Genomic DNA, 20,706 nt, shown 5'->3' on the forward strand with positions numbered 1-20,706 from the left:
AGGCCCGGTACGACGATCGGCCCGCGCTTGCGGCGGAGCCCGCACACCCGCCGGAATGGACCCGGCCTCGCGTACGTTGTGCAGCGCGAGACCCACCCTTGGCGAACCACCCGCGACGAAGGAGCCCTTTCGATGTCCGGCAGCGTGACGATGTACAGCACGACCTGGTGCGGATACTGCCAGCGGCTGAAGAGCCAGCTCACCCGTGAGGGCATCGGCTACGACGAGATCAACATCGAGCAGGACCCGCAGTCCGCGCAGTTCGTCGAGTCGGTCAACGACGGCAACCAGACCGTCCCGACCGTCCTGGTCGTCTCCGCCAGCGGCGAGCGCACGGTGATGACCAACCCGAGCCTGCGTCAGGTTCAGGCCGCGCTGGCCGTCTGACCCGCGTTCGGTCCAGGCGGGTCCGGTGGCGGTCAGCCGCACCGGGCCCGCCGCTTCTCCACCGTGCGATGCGTCAAGATCATGACGCGGGCGTCATACCTGCCGGATCAGGGACGCTGACGTGCCGTCAGCTCGCCGAGCCCGTAGACCAGCCGGCAGCGGTCGGCCGAGTACCGGGTCTCGATCACCCGCACCGGGCCGCGCCGGTCGTAGGTGACCCGGGTCTGCACCAGCAGCGGGATGCCGGGGCCGCCCTGGAACCACTGCGCCTCCTCTGGGCCCGGCATCCGGGCGACCACCTGGTCCACCGCGCCGATCTCGAGGCGCCCGAGCGCCGCCAGCACCGCCTCGTCCCCGCCCGGGACCGGATCGGGCTCCATCAGTGCGGTACCGGCCGCGACCCCGGCCCGGTAGTGGCTCTCCTCGATCGAGTAGGGCTCGCGGTCCATCAGCCGCAGCTGCCGGCGGACCACCACCGCCTCCCCGGGCCGCAGGCCGAGCCGCTCGGCCACGTCCACCCGCGCCCGCACGATCAGCATCTCGAACTCGGCCGTCAGCGCCCGACCCGCCGCGTCGGCCTCGGCGTTGTAGACCTCGCTGGGCGCGGCCAGACCGTCCCGCTGGGCGGGCAGCACCGGTTCACCGGCCGCGGCGCCGGTGCACCGGGCCAACGGCGGGCCGAAGGCGCGGTGGTCCAGCACCGGGTGCTCGCGCAGGAAGGTGCCCTTGCCCTGGAGGCGCACCAGCCGCCCCTCGTTGACCAGCACGTCGACCGCCAGCCGGACGGTGTTGCGGGCCACGCCGTACTGCTGCTCCAGTTCGGACTCCACGGGCAGGGCGGTGTCGCCGGGCCACTCTCCGGCGGCGATCCGGCGGCGCAGGTCGGCGGCCAGTCGTTGGTACTTGGGGGACGGAACGCTTCCACTGGAGATGGTCACTCTGGAAATGTAGCGATTCCACCCAGACCGTCTCAGCCAAACCGACCATAATGGGCCATGATTGCCCGGCCGGAAATTGGTCCGTGAGCCCACACAAGGTCGCTGACCTGCTATTTTGTCGGACCTGATGGCCGATCAGAGCAGTTGATGGCAGAGCTTGGCAAAGGGGGGCGTGGATTAATTTCCGCGCGCCCCCCTTGCTATTTCCGCTACCAGCGCGCCGTACTCGGCACCGGGCCGCCGTACCAGCGCTCGATCAGATGCCGGGCGATCGAGATCCCCGACGGCGGCAGGATCTCCCCGGACTCGATCCCGGCCCGCAGATCCTCGCGGGAGAACCAGCGCGCCTCGGCCAGTTCCTCCCCGTCCACGGTGATCTCGGTGCCACCGGGCTCGGCCCGGCCGACGAAGCCCAGCATCAGGCTGGCCGGGAACGGCCAGGGCTGGCTGGCCACGTAGCCGACCTCGCCGACCCGCACCCCGGCCTCCTCGAAGACCTCGCGGGCCACCGCCTGCTCGATCGACTCGCCCGGCTCGACGAACCCGGCCAGGGTGGACCAGCGGCCCTCCGGCCAGAGCGCCTGACGACCCAGCAGGCAGCGGTCCTGCTCGTCGGTGATCATCATGATCACCGCCGGGTCGGTGCGCGGGTAGTGCTCGGCCGCGCAGGAGGTGCAGCGGCGCAGGTGGCCCGCGCCCGCCTTCTCGGTCGGGTGCCCGCAGCGCGAGCAGAAGCTGTGCAGCCGGTGCCAGTGCTCCAGCGCCACCGCGTGCACCAGCAGGCCCGCGTCGCGGTCCGAGAGGCTGCCGCCGACCTCGCGCAGCCCGGCCGGCCGGGCGTCGCCGTCCAGCCGCCCGGGCAGCGTCTCGCCGGCCAGCGCGAAGTACGAGACGCCGTCGTCGTCGGTGCCGAGGAAGTACCGGTCACCGGTCTGCGACGCCTCGAAGGAGGGCAGCAGGACCAGCTCGGAGCCGTGGTCGGTGTCCACCACGAAGGCCTCGCCACCGGAGATCGGCAGCACCTTGGTGCTCGGGTGGCTCCAGGCGGCGGCCAGCCAGGGCTCGTCCAGCCGATGCTGCGCGGCCCGGTCGACCCCCGCCCGGGCGAGCGCGAGCCGGGGCGGTGTTTCGGTGTCAGGCAAGGTGCTCATTGGTCGGTCCGTCCCCGATCACAGATCATCAGTGGTCCCCGGCCACCGGCCGGTAGTTCTCGGCCAGGTCGCCCCAGAGGTAGGCGGCGGCCTCCACGCCCTTGCGCAGCAGGTCCAGCTCGACCTTCTCGTTCACCGAGTGCCAGCCGTCGGAGGGCACCGAGATGCCCAGGAAGAGCACCGGCGCCCCGAGCACGTCCTGGAGGTCGGCGGCGGGCCCGGAACCACCCTCGCGGGTGAAGAGGATCTCCTGTTCGAAGGCCCGCTCCATCGCCCGCACGGTGGACCGCAGCGCGGGGTGGTCCAGCGGGGTCAGGCAGGGGCGGGTGGCCGCGCGGAAGGTGATCTCGTGCCGGATGCCGGCCGGCAGCTGTCCGGCCACCCAGTCGGCGATGGACCGCTCCACCTTCTCGGTGTCCTGCCCGGCCACCAGCCGGAAGGAGATCTTCAGGTGCGCCTGGGCCGGCACGATGGTCTTGCTGCCGGGGCCGGTGTAGCCGCCCCAGATCCCGTTGACCTCGGCGGTCGGCCGGGCCCAGACCCGCTCCAGGGTCGAGTAGCCGGCCTCGCCCTGGGTGCCGTGCGACTTGGCGGTCGCCAGCCAGGCCGACTCGTCGAACGGCAGCTTGGCGAAGAGTTCGCGCTCCCGTTCGGTCAGCTCGATCACACCGTCGTAGAAGCCGGGCACCGCGACCCGGCGGTCGCCGTCGTGCAGCGCGGCGGCCAGCTCGGCCGCGGTGGTCGCCGGGTTGGGCACGGCGCCGCCGAACGAGCCGGAGTGGATGTCGCTGTCCGGGCCGAACAGGTCGATCTGGCAGTCGGCCTTGCCGCGCATCCCGGTGCAGACGGTGGGGGTGGTCTCGCTCCACATCCCGGTGTCCGAGACGAAGACCAGGTCGGCGGCGAGCCGGTCGGCCTCCCGGCGCAGCAGGGCGCCGAAGTTCGGCGAGCCGGACTCCTCCTCGCCCTCGATCAGCAGCTTGAGGTTGACGGCCGGCGCGGTCCGCCCGGTGGCGGCCAGGTGGGCGCGCAGGCCCAGGGTGTGGAAGAACACCTGGCCCTTGTCGTCGGCCGCGCCCCGCGCGTACAGGCGGTTGCCGACCACCACCGGCTCGAACGGCTCGGTGTCCCAGCCGTCCGCCTTGGCGGCCGGCTGCACGTCGTGGTGACCGTAGAGCAGCACGGTCGGCGCGTCGGCCTCGCCCGCGGGCCACTCGGCGAAGACCGCCGGCAGCCCGTCGCTCTCCCAGACCTCCGCCACCGGGAACCCGGTCTCCCGCAGCTTCGCCGCCAGCCACTCGGCGGACCGGCGGACATCGCCCGCCCGCTCCGGGTCCGCCCCGACCGAGGGGATGCGGAGCCAGTCGGTGAGGTCCGCCAGGAAGGCGGCCTCGTGCTGATCGATGAAGGAACGGACGGCGCTGTCCGGGGTTTTCGTCATACGGACGACTTTAGTTCGCCCGACCGGCCGCGTGCCGCTGTGGTCCGCGAGGCGGACCACAGCGACGTGTAACCTCCGTCACCCCTCTCCCTAGGCCGCACGCCGCAGCAGGGTGATCCGCGAGCGGGTCAGCAGGGCGGCCAGCAGCACCGCCAGCAGCGGCAGGCCGACCAGGGTCAGCGCGATGCTCGTCCAGGGGAAGGCGATCACCGTGTGCGAGTGGTCCAGCGGCGAGGACGCCATCCCCTCGACCCGGCGCAGCGCCACCGCCGGCACCATCCCGCAGACCGTGCCGAGCACCGCGCCCATCGCCGCGATCACCCCGCACTGGAACCCGGAGAGCGTGCGCCGGATCCGCGGCGCCGCGCCGACCGCCGCCAGCGTGGTCAGGTCCTGCTGCGAGTCGGCGGAGGCCAGCCCGGTGGCGATGCCCGCCGCGCCGAGCGCCACCAGGACCGCGAAGCCGGTCAGGCCGAGCTCGATCAGCGTGTGCTGCGGCTGGTAGCCGCGCTCGACCCTGAGGTTCCAGCCGTTCCCCGCGACCGCCCCGGCCTCGGCCCGGGCGTGCTGCTCGGCGGCCGAGCTCGGCATCGCGGCCGGCAGCCAGACCGACCCGGCGTCGGTGGTGGCCAGCCCGAGGTGGGCGGCCGTCTGCGGGGTCATGAACATCCGCGCGGGCGCGTCGGGCAGCGGCGCCAAGGCCGCGTCCACCGTGATCTCGTGGCTCGGCGGCGTCGTCGAGTAGTCCCCGTTCTGGTAGGGCTCCTGGAGGCGGAGGAAGGCCTTGCCGTCCTGCAGCATCCGCGGTTGGAAGACCAGCACCCGGCCGTCGGCCGCCGCCTGCTCGGCAGCACTGTCGTGCAGGTCGAACAGGTTGTGCAGGACGGTGGCGTCGCCCACCACGACCGAGCCGAAGGCGCTGCCGTAGGGCAGTTCGTCCGCGCAGCGCGGATCGCTCTCGGCCTGCCGGTAGTCGTCCGGACCGTGGCTCCCGGCGTCGTCCAGCGGGCACCGCTGGGCGACGGCCGGCTCAGCCATCGACTGGCCGCAGTGGTCGGCGGCCTGGTCGCAGCCGGCCGGGTAGCTGATGGTCCCGATGTCGGCCCGCGGCCCCAGGGCCGGGATGGAGCGCTCAATGGCGGCCCGCTGGTCCGCGAAGACCGTCGAGCCGGCCTTGGCCCGGTAGAAGGCGAGGGTGACCGACTTGCTCGGTCCCGAGGGGTGGTAGGCCTGCCGGTTGGCCTCGTCGGAGCTCGTGGTGTAGATCCCGACCGCGACCGCTCCCGCGACCGCCGCCATCACGGCCGCCACCGCCGGTGCGGTCCGGCCGCGGTGGCGCACCGCGTCGCGCAGCGCCAGCCGGGGGCCCAGCGGCAGCCAGCGGCCCAGCTTGCCGAAGAGGCCGACCACCATCGGGGTGCACGCGACCATGCCCAGCTCGGCGAGCATCGAGCCGCCGAGCACGGCCGTGCTGCGGGTGCCCATGCCACGGGTCGCGCCGAGCAGCGCCAGTGCCGCTCCGCCGACCAGCATCAGCAGTCCGAGCAGGGTGAGCCGGCGCGACGGCGGCTTGATCCCGCCGCGGCCGGTGAGCGCGGCCACCACGTCCTGCCGGGAGGCCTGGACGGCCGGGACGACGGCCGCCAGCAGCCCGGTGACCAGGCCCATCGCGACGATGCCGAGCAGGTCGAGCGGCACCACCCGCAGCGACCCGAACCGCCGGCCGGCCAGCGGCTCGGTCCACGGCCGGGTGACCGCCACCAGCAGCACGGCCAGCAGCACCCCGATCACCGCCCCGGCGATGCCCAGCACCACCCCGCCGCCCAGCACCACCGCGCGCACCTGCGCCCGGTCACCGCCGGCGGCGGCCAGCAGGCCGAGTTGCCGCCGGGAGCGCCGGGCCCCGACGGCGAAGGCGGGGCCCGCGAGCAGCACGATCTCCAGCAGCGCCATGCCGGCGACGGTGACCAGCACCACCACGACGGTCTGGTTGAAGTAGCCGCCGTTCGGCGAGGCGTCCTGCTGGACGTAGTACGGCACCTGGGCACGGGCCGGCGGGTGCAGCACCACGCTGCGCGAGGTGGCCGCGAAGCCGTACCGGTTCAGCTCCTGGACCTTGGCCCAGTCGACGGTGGCACCGGCCGGCAGCCGGACCAGCCAGCTCGCGGGCGACCCGACGTCCGAACCGGTGTCCGAACCGGCCGCAGCCGGCTGCCCGCCGCTCAGCGCGCCCGGGCGGGCGATCAGGGCGGTGAGGGCGAGGTTGTCCGGGTTCTCGACCACACCGGTGATGGTGAACGGCGCGCCGCCCAGCGGCCGCAGCGTGGTGGTGTCGCCGAGCTTCAGCCCGGAGTCGTCCAGGAAGCGCTGGGTGGCGGCGATCTGGTGACCGTCCACCGGGGCCTGACCACGGATCAGGTTGAGCCGGCCGTGCCAGACGGGATCGGTCAGGTCGGCCTCGGTCGCCGTGGCCTGCAGTTGCCCCGCCACGCTGCCGGCCTGCACGTCCTGGCTGTCGGCCAGCGGCGTCAGCACCGAACCGGGCGGCAGCAGCTGGGCGGCCAGCACGGCCGGGTCGGTGTGCAGGCTGCGCTGCTGCTGCTCGGTGGGCTGCGGGCCGGGCGGCTCGTCGTTCTCGCCGGCGCTGGCGAACGGTGCCTGCATGATGGTGCCGCCGCGCAGGTGCGACTCCAGCAACAGGTCGGCGCGGCCCAGTTCGCGATCGGCCCGCTCGGCGGCGGTCAGGGTGCCGCTGTGGTAGACCACGTCGATGCCGGTCACGCCGAGCACCGGCAGCGCGATCATGGCCAGGACCAGCAGGCTGCGGCCCTTGGCTCGCAGGGCATCGCGGCGGGCGATCCGCAGCGCCACTCGCCAGGAGGTGAACTTCACGACGCCTCCGGCCGGTTGAGGCTGTTGGTGGCCGCCGTGATCAGCAGCGATTCGGCGCTGCGCCGGCCGGTCTCGTCGACCAGCCGGCCGTCGCGCAGGAAGACCACGCGGTCCGCCCAGGCGGCGTGGCGCGGTTCGTGGGTGACCATCATGGCGGCCGCCCCCGCGTCACAGCGCGCCCGCAGGACCGCCAGCACCGCCTCACCCGTGGTGGAGTCCAGCGCCCCGGTCGGCTCGTCCGCCAGCACCAGGCGGCGCTCCCCGATCAGTGCCCGGGCGATCGCCACCCGCTGCTGCTGGCCGCCCGACATGTCGTCGGGGAAACGATCCGCCAGCTCCCCGATCCCCACCTCGTCCAGTGCCGCCTGCGCCTCCCGGCGCGCCGCCCGGGTGGAGACCCCGTCCAACTCCCGCGGGAGCATGATGTTCTCCACCGCCGTCAACGCCGGGATCAGGTTGTAGTCCTGGAACACGTAGCCGATCGCCCGCCGCCGGACCTCCGCCAGCCGACGCCGCGACAGCTCACCCAGCGAACGCCCCTCCACCACCACCCGCCCCCCGCTGGGGCTGTCCAGGCCGCCCGCCAAGGTCAGCAGGGTCGACTTGCCCGACCCCGACGGCCCCATCACTGCGACGAACTCTCCTGGGTAGACCCGCAGGTCCACCTCGCGCAACGCGTGCACCTCCGCGGCGCCCTGCCCGTGCACCCGGCTCACCTGGTCCAGGTGGAGCACGGGTTCGGTGCGGTCCCGAAAGCCGGTGTCGATCAACGTTCCCCCAGTTGTTGCTTGGTGCGGCGCCGCCTGGGCGCCTCGGCGGCGGGGGCGGCAGCGGTCTGCCGCTCGCGGTGGTTGGCCAGCCGGGTCTCGCAGTGGTCCAGCCAGCGGATCTCGGCCTCGGCCTGGAAGATCAGCTGCTCGAGCACCAGCAGCCAGGCCAGTTCGGTCCCCTCGACCCCGCCGGCGGCCGCCTCGCCCGCCAGCGCCCGGGCCTTGAGCCGGGTGTAGTCCTGCAGCGCCTGGATGCTGTGCCGGCGCTGGGCCTGGACGACCCCGTGCACGTCCACCCCGGGCACGGTCACCGCCATCGCGAGCTTGATCGCCAGCTCGTCCCGGGGCGGGTTGGTCCGCGGCACCGGCGTGTCGAACCAGGCGCGCAGTTCCGTGCGTCCCTTCTCGGTGACGGCGTAGAAGAGGTGACCCTCCTCGTCCTCACCGTCGGGGACCACCAGGCCGTCGCGCTCCAGGCGACCGAGCGTGGTGTAGACCTGACCGACGTTCAACGGCCAGGTGGCACCGGTTCTGGCCTCGAACTCGGTGCGTAGCTGGTAGCCGTAACGGGGTCCCTGGTCGAGCAGGGCGAGCAGACCGTGTCTGATGGACATACCACGTATGTATACCCGGTATGCAGCGCAGTCTCAAGCTTCCGGCCTGCCTGGCGTACCGTCACCAGGTGTGAGCCCGCTTCGCATCGCCACCTTCAATCTGCTGCACGGCCAGCCGCTGGCCGCCGACGGCAGCCCGCTGCCCTACCCGGACCAGGCGGCCGACCCGCTCTTCGAGGCGATCGCCGCGCTGGACGCCGACGTGCTGGCGCTCCAGGAGGTGGACCGGTACCAGCAGCGGTCGGGCCTGAGCGACCAGAGCGCGGTGGCCGCCAAGGCGATGGGCGCCACCGACTGGCGGTTCGCGGCCGCACTGCACGGCAGGCCGGCACCGGTGGCCGGCTGGCTGCGCGAACCGGCGGTGCCGGGCCTGCGGGTCTACGGGCCCCAGGAGGTGGAGACCGCCACCGAGCTGCCCTCCTACGGCACCGCGCTGCTCACCCGGCTGCCGGTGCGGCACTGGCGGGCCCGGCGGTTCGCCCCCGCCCCGTTCGGACTGCCGCTGCGCGTGGCCGGGCGGCGCGGGCTCACGCCCGTGCCCGACGAGCCGCGGGCGGCGCTGGCGGCCGTCCTGGAGGGCGACCGCGGCCCGTTCACCGTGGTCGCCACCCACCTGTCCTTCGTGCCCGGTTGGAACATGGCCCAACTGGCCGGCATCCGCCGCTGGATCGCCGACCTGCCCCGCCCCTACCTGGTGCTCGGCGACTTCAATCTGGTCGGCCCGGTCCCGCGCACCGTGCTCGGCGGGGCCACCGCGCTGGACCGCACACCCGGCACCCGCCGGCGCCCGCGCGAGCCGCGCGCCCTGCGCCGCTCCCGCCCGCTGCCCGGTGCGCGGCGCCGCCCGGGCCGCGAGGGCTCGCCGCAGCTGCGCGGCTGGCACGACCTGGCCCGCACCCCCACCTACCCCTCGCACCGCCCGGCGGTGCAGTTCGATCACGTGCTGGCGGTGGGCGTGCCGCGCACGGCGGTGGGCACCGTGTCGGCGCCCCGGGTCGGGGTCTCGGACCACCGGCCGCTGCTGGTGGAGGTGGAGCTGTGATCCGTCGTCCCGACCCGGCCGAGAGGCCGAACTGACGCGAGCTCAGCCGGTCGAGCGGCCGCGACCCCTCGACCGCCGGCCGGACCGCGCTACTGGCGGGCCAGCCGGCCGTTCTGGTGCGGCAGTTGCTGCGGCCCGCCGTTGACCACCGGCTCGTACTGGAGCAGCAGCATCGCCGCGTCGTCCCCGAGCTGCCGCCCGACATGCCGCACCACGTCCGCGTGCAGCCGGTCCAGCACGTCCACCGGGCCGCCGGCCGCGCAGCCGGGCAGCCGCTCGGCCAGCGGGTAGAACCGGCCGGCCCGGTCCCGGGCCTCGATCACGCCGTCGGTGAAGAGCAGCACCCGGTCACCGGGCTCGAACGGCACCCGCTGGACCGGCGGCGCCACGTCGGCCGGGTCGAGCACGCCCAGCGGCGGCACCGTCTCCGCCAGCTCCAGCGCCCGCACCACGCCGTCGGCGCGCAGCAGCAGCGGAGCGGGGTGGCCGCAGTTGACGATCTCGGCGCTGCCGTCCGGGGCCACCCCGATCAGCACCAGGGTGACGAACTCCTCCTCCACCCCGGGGTGCTCGTGCTCGTGCAGCGCCCGGTCCAGGCTGACGGCCAGCCAGCCCGCCACCTTGTCCAGCGCCGGCTCCTGGTGCGCGGCCTCGCGGAAGGCGCCGAGCACGGCGGCGGCGGTCTCCACCGCGCTCAGGCCCTTGCCGCGCACGTCGCCGACCACCGCGCGCACCCCGTGCCGGGTGTTGACCACCTCGTAGAGGTCGCCGCCGATCCGGGCATGCGCTGCGGCGGCCGCGTAGTGCACGGCGGCCCGCACGCTGCCCACCCGGTCGGGCACCGAGCGCAGCAGCACCCGGCGGGCGATCTCGGCCACCAGCTGGGCGTCGGCCAGCGCCTGCTCCTGGCGGACCCGCAGCGTGGCACTGACCCAGCTGATCGCGGTGACCAGGGCGATCGCGAAGACCGTGGCGCTGTGCACCGACTCGCCGAGCACGTGGTTGTAGCCGGCCAGGGCGAAGGCGGCGAACTCGGCCAGCAGGCCGGTCAGGATCGGGTACCAGACCCGGCGGCTGACGATCGCCGCCAGCGCGGGCACGGCGGTGAGGGCCGGTTCGACCGTCACCTCGATGGTGCTGAAGTAGTCCAGGCAGACCACCAGCGCCATGCCGATGAACGGCAGGGCCAGTGCGGTCCTGGGCCAGGTGCCCGTCGGGCGGACGGTCGCCGGGCCTCGGGTCGGACCGGCGAACCGGTCTCGGAACCAACCGGTCGCGCTCGACTTCCCAGTGGCGCTCAACTTAGGTGTCTCCAGCAGAAGGCGCCCGGTGCTCGCTGAGCACCTGCGGCAATGACTGAGGGTGAGGGGCGGGGCCTGTCCGGCGGCCGAGCAGACGCGGGTGACCGGTTACCGACCCCACCATAGGCGCGAAACGTGCACGACGCATCGGTTTCGCGCGACTCCGTGACGAGATGGATGCTCTCTGTGACCTATTAGTCACTCTTCCCGACCAGAAGCGTTTCCAACGCATTCCGGTCAGGAAGTCCTGTCGGTCTTTCGATCCGCCCGCTGCGGACGTAGCAGAAGGCGGCGGTGACCTGCTCCAGCGGCAGGTCGCGCTGCTCGGCCCAGGCGAGGCGGTAGATGGCCAGCTGCAGCGGGTCGGCGTCCTCCTGGTGGCCGGTCTTCCAGTCCACCACCTCGTAACGGTAACCACCTCGTGACCCAGTGTCGTCGTCACGCTCCCGATACACCGCGTCGATCCGGCCGCGCACCACCCGCCCGGCGAGCACCACCTGAACCGGCGCCTCGACCCGGTAGGGCCGCCGGTGCGCGTAGGGGCCGCGCAGGAAGGCCTCCTTGAGCCGTTCCAGATCGCGCTCGTCCTCGATCCCGTCGTCCGCCGCGTCCTCGGGGCCCAGCAGCGCGTCCGGTTCGAGCAGCGGCAGCGGGGCGTACCGCGCCTGGATCCAGGCATGGAAGCGGGTGCCGCGCCGGGCCGGGCCGGCCGGCGGGCGGGGCATCGGACGGGCCAGTTCGTGGGCCAGGCCGTCCGGGTCGGCGGCCAGCCGCATCAGCTGGGTGGCGGAGAGCGCAGGGGGCAGCGGCACGGCGCGCTCGGTGCGCCGGGCGCGCTCCAGCTCGCCGAGCAGCGCGTTCAGGTCGCGGTCCCAGGAGTCCACCTGGCGCTGCTCCTCCGGCGCGAGCGGCTCCGGCGCGGGAGCCGGGGCGCCCGCCAGCCGGGCACCGATCACCTGGGCCACCCGCCGGCGGGCCAGGTGGGCGCCGGAGTCCAGCGGCAGCGGCCACGGCGTCTCGCCGGCCGGGCGCAGCGCGGGGTTCTCGGCGTCCTCGACCGGTGGCTCGGCCCACTGCTCGACCTCGCCCGCGCCCGGCTGCTCGGCATGCGCGCGCAGCGCCTCCAGGTACTCGGAGGGACCGCGCCGGGTGCTCTGCGTCGGGCCCCACCAGTGGCCGCCGGCCAGCAGCAGCGAGCGCGGACGGGTCACGGCGACGTAACCGAGCCGCAGTTCCTCGGTGCCGGTCTGGTCCTTGAGGGCGGCCTTGAAGGCGGTCATGCCCTTGGCCGTCCAGTCCGCCACTTCGGGCAGGGTGGCCGCGTCGCCGCGCAGCGGGTAGGGCAGCACCGCCCGGCGGCTGGTCCAGCGCTCCCGGCCGCGGCTGCTCGGGAAGGCACCCTTGACCAGTCCGGGCAGCGCCACCACGTCCCACTCCAGGCCCTTGGACTTGTGCGCGGTGAGCACCTTCACGGTGTCCTCGCCGCCGGGCAGGCTGCTGTCCAGCCCCCGGTCGTACTCCTCGGCGGCGCGCAGGAAGGCCAGGAAGGCGGACAGGCCCGGGTCGCCGTCCAGGTCGGCGAAGCCGGCCGCGACGTCCAGGAAGGCCTGCAGGGTCTCGCGGCGGCGGGCGGCCAGCGCGAGCGGGGAGGCGGAGAGTTCGACGTCCAGGCCGGTGGCGGCGAGCACCCGGTGCAGCACGTCCATCAGCGGGTCGGCCAGCGCCCGGCGCAGGTCGCGGATCTCCCTGGCGAGGTAGGCGAAGCGTGTCCGGGCCTCGGCCGAGAAGGGCAGCTCGTCCGGCTGCTCGCCGGCGTTGACGAAGGTCTCCAGCGCGTCGCAGAGCGAGACCACCTCGGTCGGGTCGGTCTCCGCGACGGCGGCGGAGAGCGCGTCGGCGCCGCCCGCCCGGGCGGTGCGGACCAGCCCGGCGGCACGCCGGCCGAGCAGGGCCAGGTCGCGCGGGCCGATCCGCCAGCGCGGGCCGATCAGCAGCCGCACCAGGGCGGCGTTGGCGGTGGGGTCCTGCAGCACCTCGCAGACCGCGACCAGGTCGGCCACCTCGGGCAGCTGGAGCAGGCCGCCCAGACCCACCACCTCGACCGGGACCTCGCGGGCCACCAGCGCGGCGTGGATGTCGGGGAAGGCCGCGCCGCCGCGGCAGAGCACCGCGATCGAGCCGGGCGCGGTGCCGGTGCGGACCAGGTGGGCGATCGAGTCGGCCAGCCAGTCGATCTCCTCGGCGTGGGTGGGCAGCAGGGCGACCCGGATCAGGCCGTCCCGCTCCGCGCCGGGGGCCGGTCGCAGTGCCTCGACGCCCTGGTGGCGGGCCCGCAGCGGAGCGGCCAGCTCGTTGGCGAAGGCCAGCAGGCGACCGCCGCTGCGGCGGTTCTCACTGAGCGCGTAGCGGGCGCCCGGGCCGCCGTCGGCCTTCGGGAAGTGGGCGGGGAAGTCGTCCAGGTTGGCCACCGAGGCGCCGCGCCAGCCGTAGATCGCCTGGCAGGGGTCGCCGACGGCGGTCACCGGGTGGCCGCCGGGGTACGCCGGGGTGGCGCCGAAGAGGCCGGCCAGCAGCAGGCGCTGGGCGACCGAGGTGTCCTGGTACTCGTCCAGCAGCACTACCTGGTACTGCTCGCGCAGCAGCCGGCCGACCTCCGGGCGCTGCTGGGCGAGGCGGGCCGAGGCCGCGATCTGGTCGCCGAAGTCCAGCAGGCCGGCCGCGCGCTTGCGGCGGCGGTACTCCTCGACCAGGGTGAGCAGCTCCTGGCGGCCCTGGGCGGCCTCGGGGACGTCCCGCAGCTCCTGGTTGGTCAGCTTGACGCCGGCCAGCTCGGCCAGCAGTTCGGCGTCGAAGGCCCGCAGCACGGCGGGCTCCACCAGGTGCTCGGCCAGCTCGGCGTCGAGCGCGGTCAGCTCGCTCACCAGGGCCGAGAAGCGGTCCTTGAGATGCGGGAACGGGCCGCGGGCGGAGCGCAGCACCCGGGCCGCCAGCTGGAACCGGGTGGCGTCGGCGAGCAGCCGGACATCGGGCTCGATGCCGATCCGCAGGCCGTGTTCCTTGAGCAGCCGGCCGGCGAAGGCGTGGTAGGTGGAGATCTCCGGCTCGCCGACGACCGCCGCGTCCTCCCGCAGGCCGGCCCGGGCCAGCGCGGTGCGCACCCGCTCGGCCAGCTCGGCGGCGGCCTTGTTGGTGAAGGTCAGCCCGAGCACCTGATCGGGGCGCACCGCCCCCGAACCGACCAGCCAGACCACCCGGGCGGCCATCACCGTGGTCTTCCCCGAGCCCGCCCCGGCGACGATCACGGCAGGCTCCAGCGGGGCGCCGATGGCGCGCATCTGCTCCCGGTTGAAGGGGATGCCGAGCAGCTCCTTGAGCTGGTCGGGGTGGCTGAGCATGGGGACACGGTAGTCGGGCCCGCCGACACAGCGCCTAGTCGATCAGCTGGCGGCCGTCGCGCTGGGCCGAGCAACTGCGCTTGAAGGTGCAGTTCCCGCAGGCGTCCCCGGTGGTCGGGACGAAGCGCTCGGCCAGGACCCGGCCCGCCGCGTCGGCGAGCAGGTTCTCGATCCACGGCTCGCCGTCGGCGGGCGGCTGGTGCTGGACCTTGGGAGCGTCCGGCAGCTTCTTGTCCTCGAAGCGCAGCTGGACCAGCTCGGCCCCGCCCAGCGGCGGCCGGTCGTTCACCAGGTCGTCCAGCGCCCCCGCGCGGACCGCCAGCTGGTAGACCGCCAGCTGCTTGTGCTCCGGCAGCGACTTGTCGCTCGGGACCCGCTTGCCCGTCTTGAAGTCGACCACGTACGCCCGGCCGACCGCGTCCTGCTCGACCCGGTCCATCACGCCGCGGATCCGCACCGCGAGCTCGCCCACCGGCAGAGTCAGGTCGAAGCCGTGCTCGGTGGCCAGCGTGGTGCGCCCGCGCTCCAGCACGTGCCAGTGCAGGAACCGCTCCAGGGCGGCCCTGGCCTGCGTCTTCTCCTGCGCCGACTTCCAGGGGGCGTCGAAGGCGAGCGCGTCCCAGACCGTGTCCAGCCGGTCCAGCAGCACCGCGAGGTCGGCCGGCGAGCGCCCGGAGCCCACCTCGTCGGCCAGCGCGTGCAGCACGTTGCCGAAGCCCTGGGCGCCGGAGGTGGCGGTCTGCGCGTTGACCTCCTTGGTCAGGAACCACTGCAGCGAGCAGGCGTCGAGCTGCTCCAGACCGCTGCCGGAGAGCTGCACCGGGCGGTCGGGCTCGCGCAGCGGCACCGGGTTGCTGGTCACCTCGGCCATCCCCCACCAGCGGTCGGGGTGGGCGGCCGGCACCAGCACGGTGCCGTCCTCGCCGCGCGCGGCGGCGAGGACGGCGAGCCGCTCGGCGGCGGTGCGGCGCAGCTCGGGCGAGCGGGCCGGATCGACGGTGACCGCGCGCAGCTCGGCGACCAGCGCGGCGACCGACAGCGGGCGGCGCGGGCGGTGGGTGACGTCCTCGACGGTGACGTCCGGGGTGCGGCGCAGCACCTTGCCGGTGCGGGCGTCGAGTTGCTCGCGGTAGAGCTCGCGCAGGAACCGGGAGGGCTCGTCGCCGTCCTCGGCCGGCGCCTTGACGGCGGTCACGATCAGGCGCTCCTTGGCCCGGGTGGCGGCCACGTAGAAGAGCCGGCGCTCCTCGGCGAGCAGGGCGCCCGGGGTGAGCGGCTCGGCCAGGCCGTCGCGGCCGATCCGGTCGGCCTCCAGGAGCGAGCCGCGCCGGCGCAGGTCTGGCCAGAGCCCCTCCTGCACGCCGGCCACCACGACCAGCCGCCACTCCAGGCCCTTGGACCGGTGCGCGGTCATCAGCCGCACCGCCTCGGAGCGGGCGGTGCGCACCGTCAGGGTGTCGGCGGCGATGTCCTGGGCCTCGACCTCGGCGAGCAGGTCGAGGGCGCCGCGGTGCCCGGTGACCTGGTCCTCGGCCCGGGCAGCGGTCTCGAAGAGCGCGCAGAGCGCGTCCAGGTCGCGGTCGGCGTTGCGGCCGACGGCGCCACCGCGCAGCGCGGCCCGCTCCAGCCGCTCGCGCCAGCGGGGGCTGCCGTCCCAGAGCTCCCAGAGCGCCTCCTCAGCGGTGCCGCCGCCGACCAGCAGGTCGCGCACCTTGCGCAGCAGCATGCCGAGCTCGCGGGCCCGCCGGGCGGGCGGCAGGTCGAGGGTGACCAGTTGCTCGGGGTGGGCCAGCGCCTCACGGACCAGCTCGTCCGAGGGGCGCACCATGGCGGCCGGCCCGCCCTGGCCGGCCTCCTCCTCCTCCGCCGCCGCCAGGACCGCTGCCCGCTCCTCCTCGCGCAGCGCCCGCCCCAGCCGGCGCAGGTCGGAGCCGTCCAGACCGCCGAGCGGACCGGTCAGCAGGGTGTGCGCGAGCTCCACCGTGAGCGGATCCGGCGGCCCGGCCGCATCAGCCGGGTCGGTCGGGTCGCCGGACGTCGACCCGTCCGACTTCTGCCACACGGCCCCCTCCGCGCAGACCCGCAGCGCGAGCAGCAGCGGCACCACGGCCGGTTCCTCACGCAGCGGCAGGTCGTCGCCGTCGATCTCCAGCGGGACACCGGCCGCGCTCAGCGCCCGCCGCACCCCGGGGATGGCCCGCGCGCCGGCCCGCACCAGCACCGCCATCTCGCCCCACGGCACGCCGTCCTCCAGGTGCGCGCGGCGCAGCAGGTCGGCGATGCTCTCCAGCTCGGTCCCCGGAGTGGGATAGGTGTAGATCTCCACCGTCCCGGCGGGGCCCGCCCGCCCGGGCAGCAGCGCCCGGTGCTGGGCCAGCTTCTGGGCCGGCAGCCGGCCCATCGGCAGCCGCTCGACCAGCTCGCGCGAGGCCGCCAGCAGCGTCGGCGCCGAGCGGCGCGACACCCGCAGCACCTTGACCTCGGCCGGCCGGCCGTCGCGGTGCCGGAACTGCTGCGGGAAGTCCAGGATCCCGTTCACGTCGGCCCCGCGGAACGCGTAGATCGACTGGTCCGGATCCCCCACCGCGACCAGGTCCCGCCCGCCGCCCGCCAGCTGCCGCAGCAGCCGCACCTGGGCCGGGTCGGTGTCCTGGTACTCGTCCACGAAGACCACGTCGTAGCGGGCGGCGAGGTCCTCGGCCGCCCCGCCGGCCCGCTCGGCGAGCAGCACCGCGCGGTGCACCAGCTCCGCGTAGTCCAGCACCCCGCGCAGGTCCAGCACGTCCAGGTAGTCGGCCAGGAAGTGCGCGGCCGCCGCCCAGTCGGGCCGCTGGACGCCCTCGGCGAACCGGGCCAGCTCCGCCTCGCCGAGTCCCAGCTCCCGGCTGCGGGCCAGCACCGCGCGCACCTCGTCGGCGAAACCGCGGGTGGTCAGACAGGCCCGCAGGTCCAGCGGCCAGCCGATCCGGGACCGGCCGGCCGCCGCGTCCTCGGCGCCGCCGGCCAGCAGCTCGCGCACCATCACGTCCTGCTCGGGGCCGGAGAGCAGCCGCAGCGGCTCGGCGAACCGCTCGGGCTCCTGCTCGGCGCGCAGCAGCGCGTAGCAGAACGAGTGGAAGGTGGTGGCCTGCGGCGCCGCCGCCAGCCGCACCGCCATCCGGTCGCGCAGCTCCATCGCCGCCTTGCGGCTGAAGGTGAGCACCAGGATCCGCTCGGGATCGGTGCCCCGCTCGATCCGCCGGGCCACCGCCTCGACCAGGGTGGTGGTCTTCCCGGTGCCGGGCCCCGCGAGCACCAGCAGCGGACCGCCCGCGTGCTCGGCCACCGCGCGCTGGTACTCGTCCAGCACGGGCGGCTCGGGCGTCGCGAGCGGGCTGCGCACCAAGCGGTAGGGAGAGGCCACGGAAGTCCTGCGGGTCGGCGACGAAGGGATCCCCTGGAAGAGAGGGAGTCCTCAGACCGACCGGCACATGGTGGGCGGTCGGTCTTAGAGCCTACGAGATCCACCGGCGCGCGCGGGAACGGGTGCGCCCGTCCCTGGTCCGCCGGGGCGTTCGGCGAGGCAGGATGCTGGTGTGCCCGTGCTACCGACCGTCCCAGCGGGCCTGCCGCAGGTCGACCCGCGGCAGGTCCTCGGCCGCCTGCGAGCCGCGGGCGGGTCCTCGGCCCGCGGTGCTGCGCAGCGGCGTCGCCTCCTGCCGGTAGGCGGCCAGCGCCCGCTGCTCGTGGCCCGGCAGCAGCGCGCCGTCCGCCCTGACCACCCGCCACCAGGCGACGGTGCCGCCGTAGCGGGCCATCACGGTGCCGACCTGGCGCGGCCCGCCCTGCTCCAGGTACTCGGCGACATCCCCGTACGTCATGACCCGCCCCGGCGGGATACGGTCGACCAGTTCGAGCACCAGCTCGGCGAACGGGGGCAGGTCGGCGGCGGCTCGAGGGCCCGCGCTGTTGTCCGTCACCCGGGCATTCTTGCCCATCCGGACCAGTCCCGGAGCACCTGCGGGGTATTCGCCGCGCCCGGTCCGGCCCCTGTCCGGCGACCGGTCACGGAGCATGCCACCATCTTCGGGGCGGTGAGTGGTGATACGAGGACAAGACCAGATGACCGGGACGGTTGACGTGGACGTGGACGAGAGTGCCGGAGAATCCGGCTCCACGATCCCGCCGACCGAGGAGCCCAAGGTCTCGCTGGTGAAGCCGGCGGCGCGACGGCATCCGGCGGCGACGCCCGCGCCGGAGCCCGTGGCAGTGCCGGCCCCGCTGCTGCCGGTGCCGGCCGAGGACGAGGACGACGGCGACCGCCTCGCGGTGGACGAGCCGCTGCTCGCCGCCCGCACGCACCGCCCCTCCGACCTGATCCGCTTCGTGGCCGGCCTGCTCGGCATCATCGCCGTCTTCGTCATCGCGGGCATCGCCACCTCGACCACCAGCGGCATCTCGACGGACATCCAGGCCAACGTCAAGCACGTGGCGCCCTGGCTGACCACCGTCCTGAGCCTGGTCTCCACCGTGGCGGTGCTGGCCGTACCCGTGGCCTTCGCGGTCGAGCGGCTGATCAAGCGGGACGGCCTGCGGGTGGCCGACGGCGTGCTCGCCTCGGTGCTCGCCTACGGCGTGACGCTGGCGGTGGACTGGTGGGTGGCCGAGGGCGCCTCGGAGAACATCCGCAAGGCGCTGACCCGGCTGCCGACGGTGGCCGGCGGCCCGATCAGCGAGCCGGTGCACGGCTACCTGGCGCCGGTGATCGCCTACATGACGGCGGTCGGCATGGTCAGCCGGCCGCGCTGGCGGCTCGCGCTCTGGTCCGTCGTACTGCTCAGCGGCGCCGCCGAGCTGATCGGCAGCGACACCACCCCGCTCTCGCTGCTGCTGACCGTGCTGATCGGCTGGTCGGTGGCCTGTGGCACGCTCTACGCGATCGGCTCGCCCAACATCCGGCCGACCGGGCAGCACCTGATGCTCGGCCTGCGCCGGCTCGGCTTCACGCCGCGCAACGCGCACCGCGCACCGGACGCCCCCGGCGGTACCCGGCGGTACTTCGTCAACCAGCAGGACGCCCCGGCGCTGGACGTCCACATCATCGACCGCGAGCAGCAGGCCTCCGGCTTCTTCTACCGGGTCTGGCGCCGGGCCCGGCTGCGCTCGGTGGCGGTGCGGCGCAGCCCGCAGTCGCTGCGCCAGGCGCTGGAACAGGAGGCGCTGATCGCCTACGCGGCGGCGGCGGCCGGCGCCCGCGCCCCGCAGCTGGTGGCCACCTCCGAGCTGGGTCCGGACGCCGCGGTCCTGGTCTACGAGAAGGTCGAGGGCCGCATCCTCGACGAACTGCCCGACGAGCAGATCACCGACGAGGTGATGGCCTCGTTCTGGGAGTCGGTCGGCTCCCTGCACCAGCGCCGGATCGCGCACCGCCGGCTGACCGGCGAGTCGCTGCTGGTGGTGGACGAGAAGCTGGGCACGCTGGTCAACCTCTCCGGCGGCGACATCGCGGCCGGCGACCTGACCCTGCGGATCGACATCGCGCAGCTGCTGACCACCTTCGCGCTGCGGATCGGCCCCGAGCGCTCGGTCGCGATCGCCAACCGGGTGCTGGGCGCCGAGAAGGTGGCGGCCGCGCTGCCGCTGCTGCAGCCGGTCGGGATGAGCCGGCAGACCCGTGCCGACCTGGCCAAGCAGGCCAAGGAGCGCAAGGCCGCCGCGCAGGCGCTGGCGGTCGAGCAGGTGGCGGCCGGCGAGAAGACCCGGGAGGCGGCCGAGGAGGACATCGCCGCGGCCGGCGAGGATCTGCTGAGCCGGATCCGCGGCCAGATCCTGGAGATCGCCCCGGAGGCCCCGCTGGCTCCCGCCAAGCTGGAGCGGCTCAAGCCGAAGACGCTGATAACGGTGATCGCGCTGGCCTTCGCCGGCTACCTGGCGGTCACCACCATCCAGCCGGGCCAGCTGAAGCTCTCCCACATGAACTGGGCCTGGGCCGCGGCCGCGCTGGCCGCCGCCACGGCGAGCTACGGCGCCGCGGCGATGAGCCTGACCGGCTTCGTGCCCGAGCGGCTGCCGTTCAGGCGGACGGTGGCGGCGCAGCTGGCCGGCTCCTTCGTGAAGCTGGTGGCCCCGGCCGCGATCGGCGGCATCGCGCTCAACACCCGCTACCTGCAGAAGCAGGGCGTGCGGCCCGGGCAGGCGGTGGCCAGTGTGGGCGCCTCGCAGCTGGCCGGCCTGGGCGGGCACCTGCTGCTGCTGTTCTGCTTCGGCCTGATCACCGGCAGCCAGGGCGCCGGGGACATCGGCAGCGAGCGCGCCGTGATCATCGGCGTGCTGACCGCGGCGGTGCTGGCACTGGTGATCGCGGCGGTCGGTCCGCTGCGCCGGTTCGTGGTGACCCGGGTCCGCTCGCTCTTCTTCGGCGTGGTGCCGCGGATGCTCGACCTGATGCAGACCCCCAGCAAGCTGGTGACGGGCTTCGGTGGCATCCTGCTGCTGACCCTGGCCTTCACCGCCTGCCTGGACGCCTCGGTCAAGGCCTTCGGCGGCTCGATGAGCTTCGCCACCGTCGCGGTGATCTTCCTGACCGCCAACGCGGCCGGGTCCGCCGTGCCGACCCCGGGCGGCATCGGCGCGATCGAAGGCGCCCTGATCGTCGCCTTGGTGACCCTCGGGCTGCCGGCCGCCACCGCCACCTCGGCGGTCTTCCTGTTCCGGGCGCTCACCTTCTGGCTGCCGGTGCTGCCCGGCTGGATCGCCTACAGCTATCTGCAACGCACGGGCGCGATCTAGGACGGCG

The 20,706-nt window shown here is 74.4% G+C and carries 13 protein-coding genes; 3 read left to right on the forward strand and 10 right to left on the reverse strand.

What is annotated here, in order from left to right; all coding sequences use genetic code 11:
* Window positions 1-132: 132 nt before the first annotated feature.
* Window positions 133-387, forward strand: coding sequence for a mycoredoxin (locus P3T41_RS03930; RefSeq protein ID WP_280687612.1), 255 nt, complete (start codon window positions 133-135; stop codon window positions 385-387).
* Window positions 388-494: 107 nt separating this feature from the next.
* Here the strand turns inward: P3T41_RS03930 and P3T41_RS03935 are convergent, their stop codons facing one another.
* The 6 genes from P3T41_RS03935 to P3T41_RS03960 form a co-directional block, all read right to left on the reverse strand.
* A complete protein-coding gene (locus P3T41_RS03935; protein ID WP_280687614.1) occupies window positions 495-1,325 on the reverse strand; it encodes a GntR family transcriptional regulator in 831 nt (276 codons plus the stop codon).
* Window positions 1,326-1,534: 209 nt separating this feature from the next.
* Complete coding sequence (nudC, locus tag P3T41_RS03940; RefSeq protein ID WP_280687616.1) at window positions 1,535-2,476, reverse strand: NAD(+) diphosphatase; 942 nt, start codon at window positions 2,474-2,476, stop codon at window positions 1,535-1,537.
* Window positions 2,477-2,504: 28 nt separating this feature from the next.
* Window positions 2,505-3,917 (reverse strand): dipeptidase, encoded by a 1,413-nt coding sequence (locus P3T41_RS03945; protein ID WP_280687618.1) that lies wholly within the window; start codon window positions 3,915-3,917, stop codon window positions 2,505-2,507.
* 90 nt (window positions 3,918-4,007) lie between these two features.
* Complete coding sequence (locus P3T41_RS03950; RefSeq protein ID WP_280687652.1) at window positions 4,008-6,809, reverse strand: FtsX-like permease family protein; 2,802 nt, start codon at window positions 6,807-6,809, stop codon at window positions 4,008-4,010.
* Window positions 6,806-7,579 (reverse strand): ABC transporter ATP-binding protein, encoded by a 774-nt coding sequence (locus P3T41_RS03955; protein ID WP_280687654.1) that lies wholly within the window; start codon window positions 7,577-7,579, stop codon window positions 6,806-6,808. The genes P3T41_RS03950 and P3T41_RS03955 overlap by 4 nt, the downstream gene beginning before the upstream one ends.
* A complete protein-coding gene (locus P3T41_RS03960; RefSeq protein WP_280687656.1) occupies window positions 7,576-8,193 on the reverse strand; it encodes a PadR family transcriptional regulator in 618 nt (205 codons plus the stop codon). Before P3T41_RS03960 ends, P3T41_RS03955 begins: the two co-directional genes overlap by 4 nt.
* 70 nt (window positions 8,194-8,263) lie before the next feature.
* Between P3T41_RS03960 and P3T41_RS03965 the strand changes: the two genes are divergently transcribed.
* The gene (locus P3T41_RS03965; protein WP_280687658.1) at window positions 8,264-9,235 is read left to right on the forward strand and encodes an endonuclease/exonuclease/phosphatase family protein; all 972 of its coding nucleotides are present in this window, start codon (window positions 8,264-8,266) and stop codon (window positions 9,233-9,235) included.
* An 89-nt stretch (window positions 9,236-9,324) separates the two neighbouring features.
* On the opposite strand, the gene P3T41_RS03970 is transcribed toward P3T41_RS03965, so the two are convergent.
* The 4 genes from P3T41_RS03970 to P3T41_RS03985 form a co-directional block, all read right to left on the reverse strand.
* Complete coding sequence (locus tag P3T41_RS03970) at window positions 9,325-10,536, reverse strand: PP2C family protein-serine/threonine phosphatase (protein WP_280687660.1); 1,212 nt, start codon at window positions 10,534-10,536, stop codon at window positions 9,325-9,327.
* 194 nt (window positions 10,537-10,730) lie between these two features.
* The gene (locus P3T41_RS03975; protein WP_280687661.1) at window positions 10,731-13,931 is read right to left on the reverse strand and encodes an ATP-dependent DNA helicase; all 3,201 of its coding nucleotides are present in this window, start codon (window positions 13,929-13,931) and stop codon (window positions 10,731-10,733) included.
* Window positions 13,932-13,965: 34 nt separating this feature from the next.
* Window positions 13,966-17,334, reverse strand: coding sequence for an ATP-dependent DNA helicase (locus tag P3T41_RS03980; RefSeq protein ID WP_280687663.1), 3,369 nt, complete (start codon window positions 17,332-17,334; stop codon window positions 13,966-13,968).
* 181 nt (window positions 17,335-17,515) lie between these two features.
* Window positions 17,516-17,908: an MGMT family protein gene (locus tag P3T41_RS03985; protein WP_280687665.1), complete on the reverse strand. Its 393-nt coding sequence runs from the start codon at window positions 17,906-17,908 to the stop codon at window positions 17,516-17,518.
* A 124-nt stretch (window positions 17,909-18,032) separates the two neighbouring features.
* Here P3T41_RS03985 and P3T41_RS03990 point away from each other — a divergent pair, with 124 nt between their 5' ends.
* Window positions 18,033-20,699 (forward strand): flippase-like domain-containing protein, encoded by a 2,667-nt coding sequence (locus tag P3T41_RS03990; protein WP_280687666.1) that lies wholly within the window; start codon window positions 18,033-18,035, stop codon window positions 20,697-20,699.
* Window positions 20,700-20,706 lie beyond the last annotated feature (7 nt).

It is taken from the genome of Kitasatospora sp. GAS204B (assembly GCF_029892155.1).
Taxonomy (GTDB): Bacteria; Actinomycetota; Actinomycetes; order Streptomycetales; family Streptomycetaceae; genus Kitasatospora.

Bases quoted from the DNA above. Each gene is read 5' to 3' on its own strand.
- P3T41_RS03930 (WP_280687612.1), top strand. From the start codon at position 133: ATGTCCGGCAGCGTGACGATGTACAGCACGACCTGGTGCGGATACTGC.
- nudC (WP_280687616.1), bottom strand. From the start codon at position 2,476: ATGAGCACCTTGCCTGACACCGAAACACCGCCCCGGCTCGCGCTCGCC.
- P3T41_RS03945 (WP_280687618.1), bottom strand. From the start codon at position 3,917: ATGACGAAAACCCCGGACAGCGCCGTCCGTTCCTTCATCGATCAGCAC.
- P3T41_RS03960 (WP_280687656.1), bottom strand. From the start codon at position 8,193: ATGTCCATCAGACACGGTCTGCTCGCCCTGCTCGACCAGGGACCCCGT.
- P3T41_RS03975 (WP_280687661.1), bottom strand. From the start codon at position 13,931: ATGCTCAGCCACCCCGACCAGCTCAAGGAGCTGCTCGGCATCCCCTTC.
- P3T41_RS03985 (WP_280687665.1), bottom strand. From the start codon at position 17,908: ATGGGCAAGAATGCCCGGGTGACGGACAACAGCGCGGGCCCTCGAGCC.
- P3T41_RS03990 (WP_280687666.1), top strand. From the start codon at position 18,033: ATGACCGGGACGGTTGACGTGGACGTGGACGAGAGTGCCGGAGAATCC.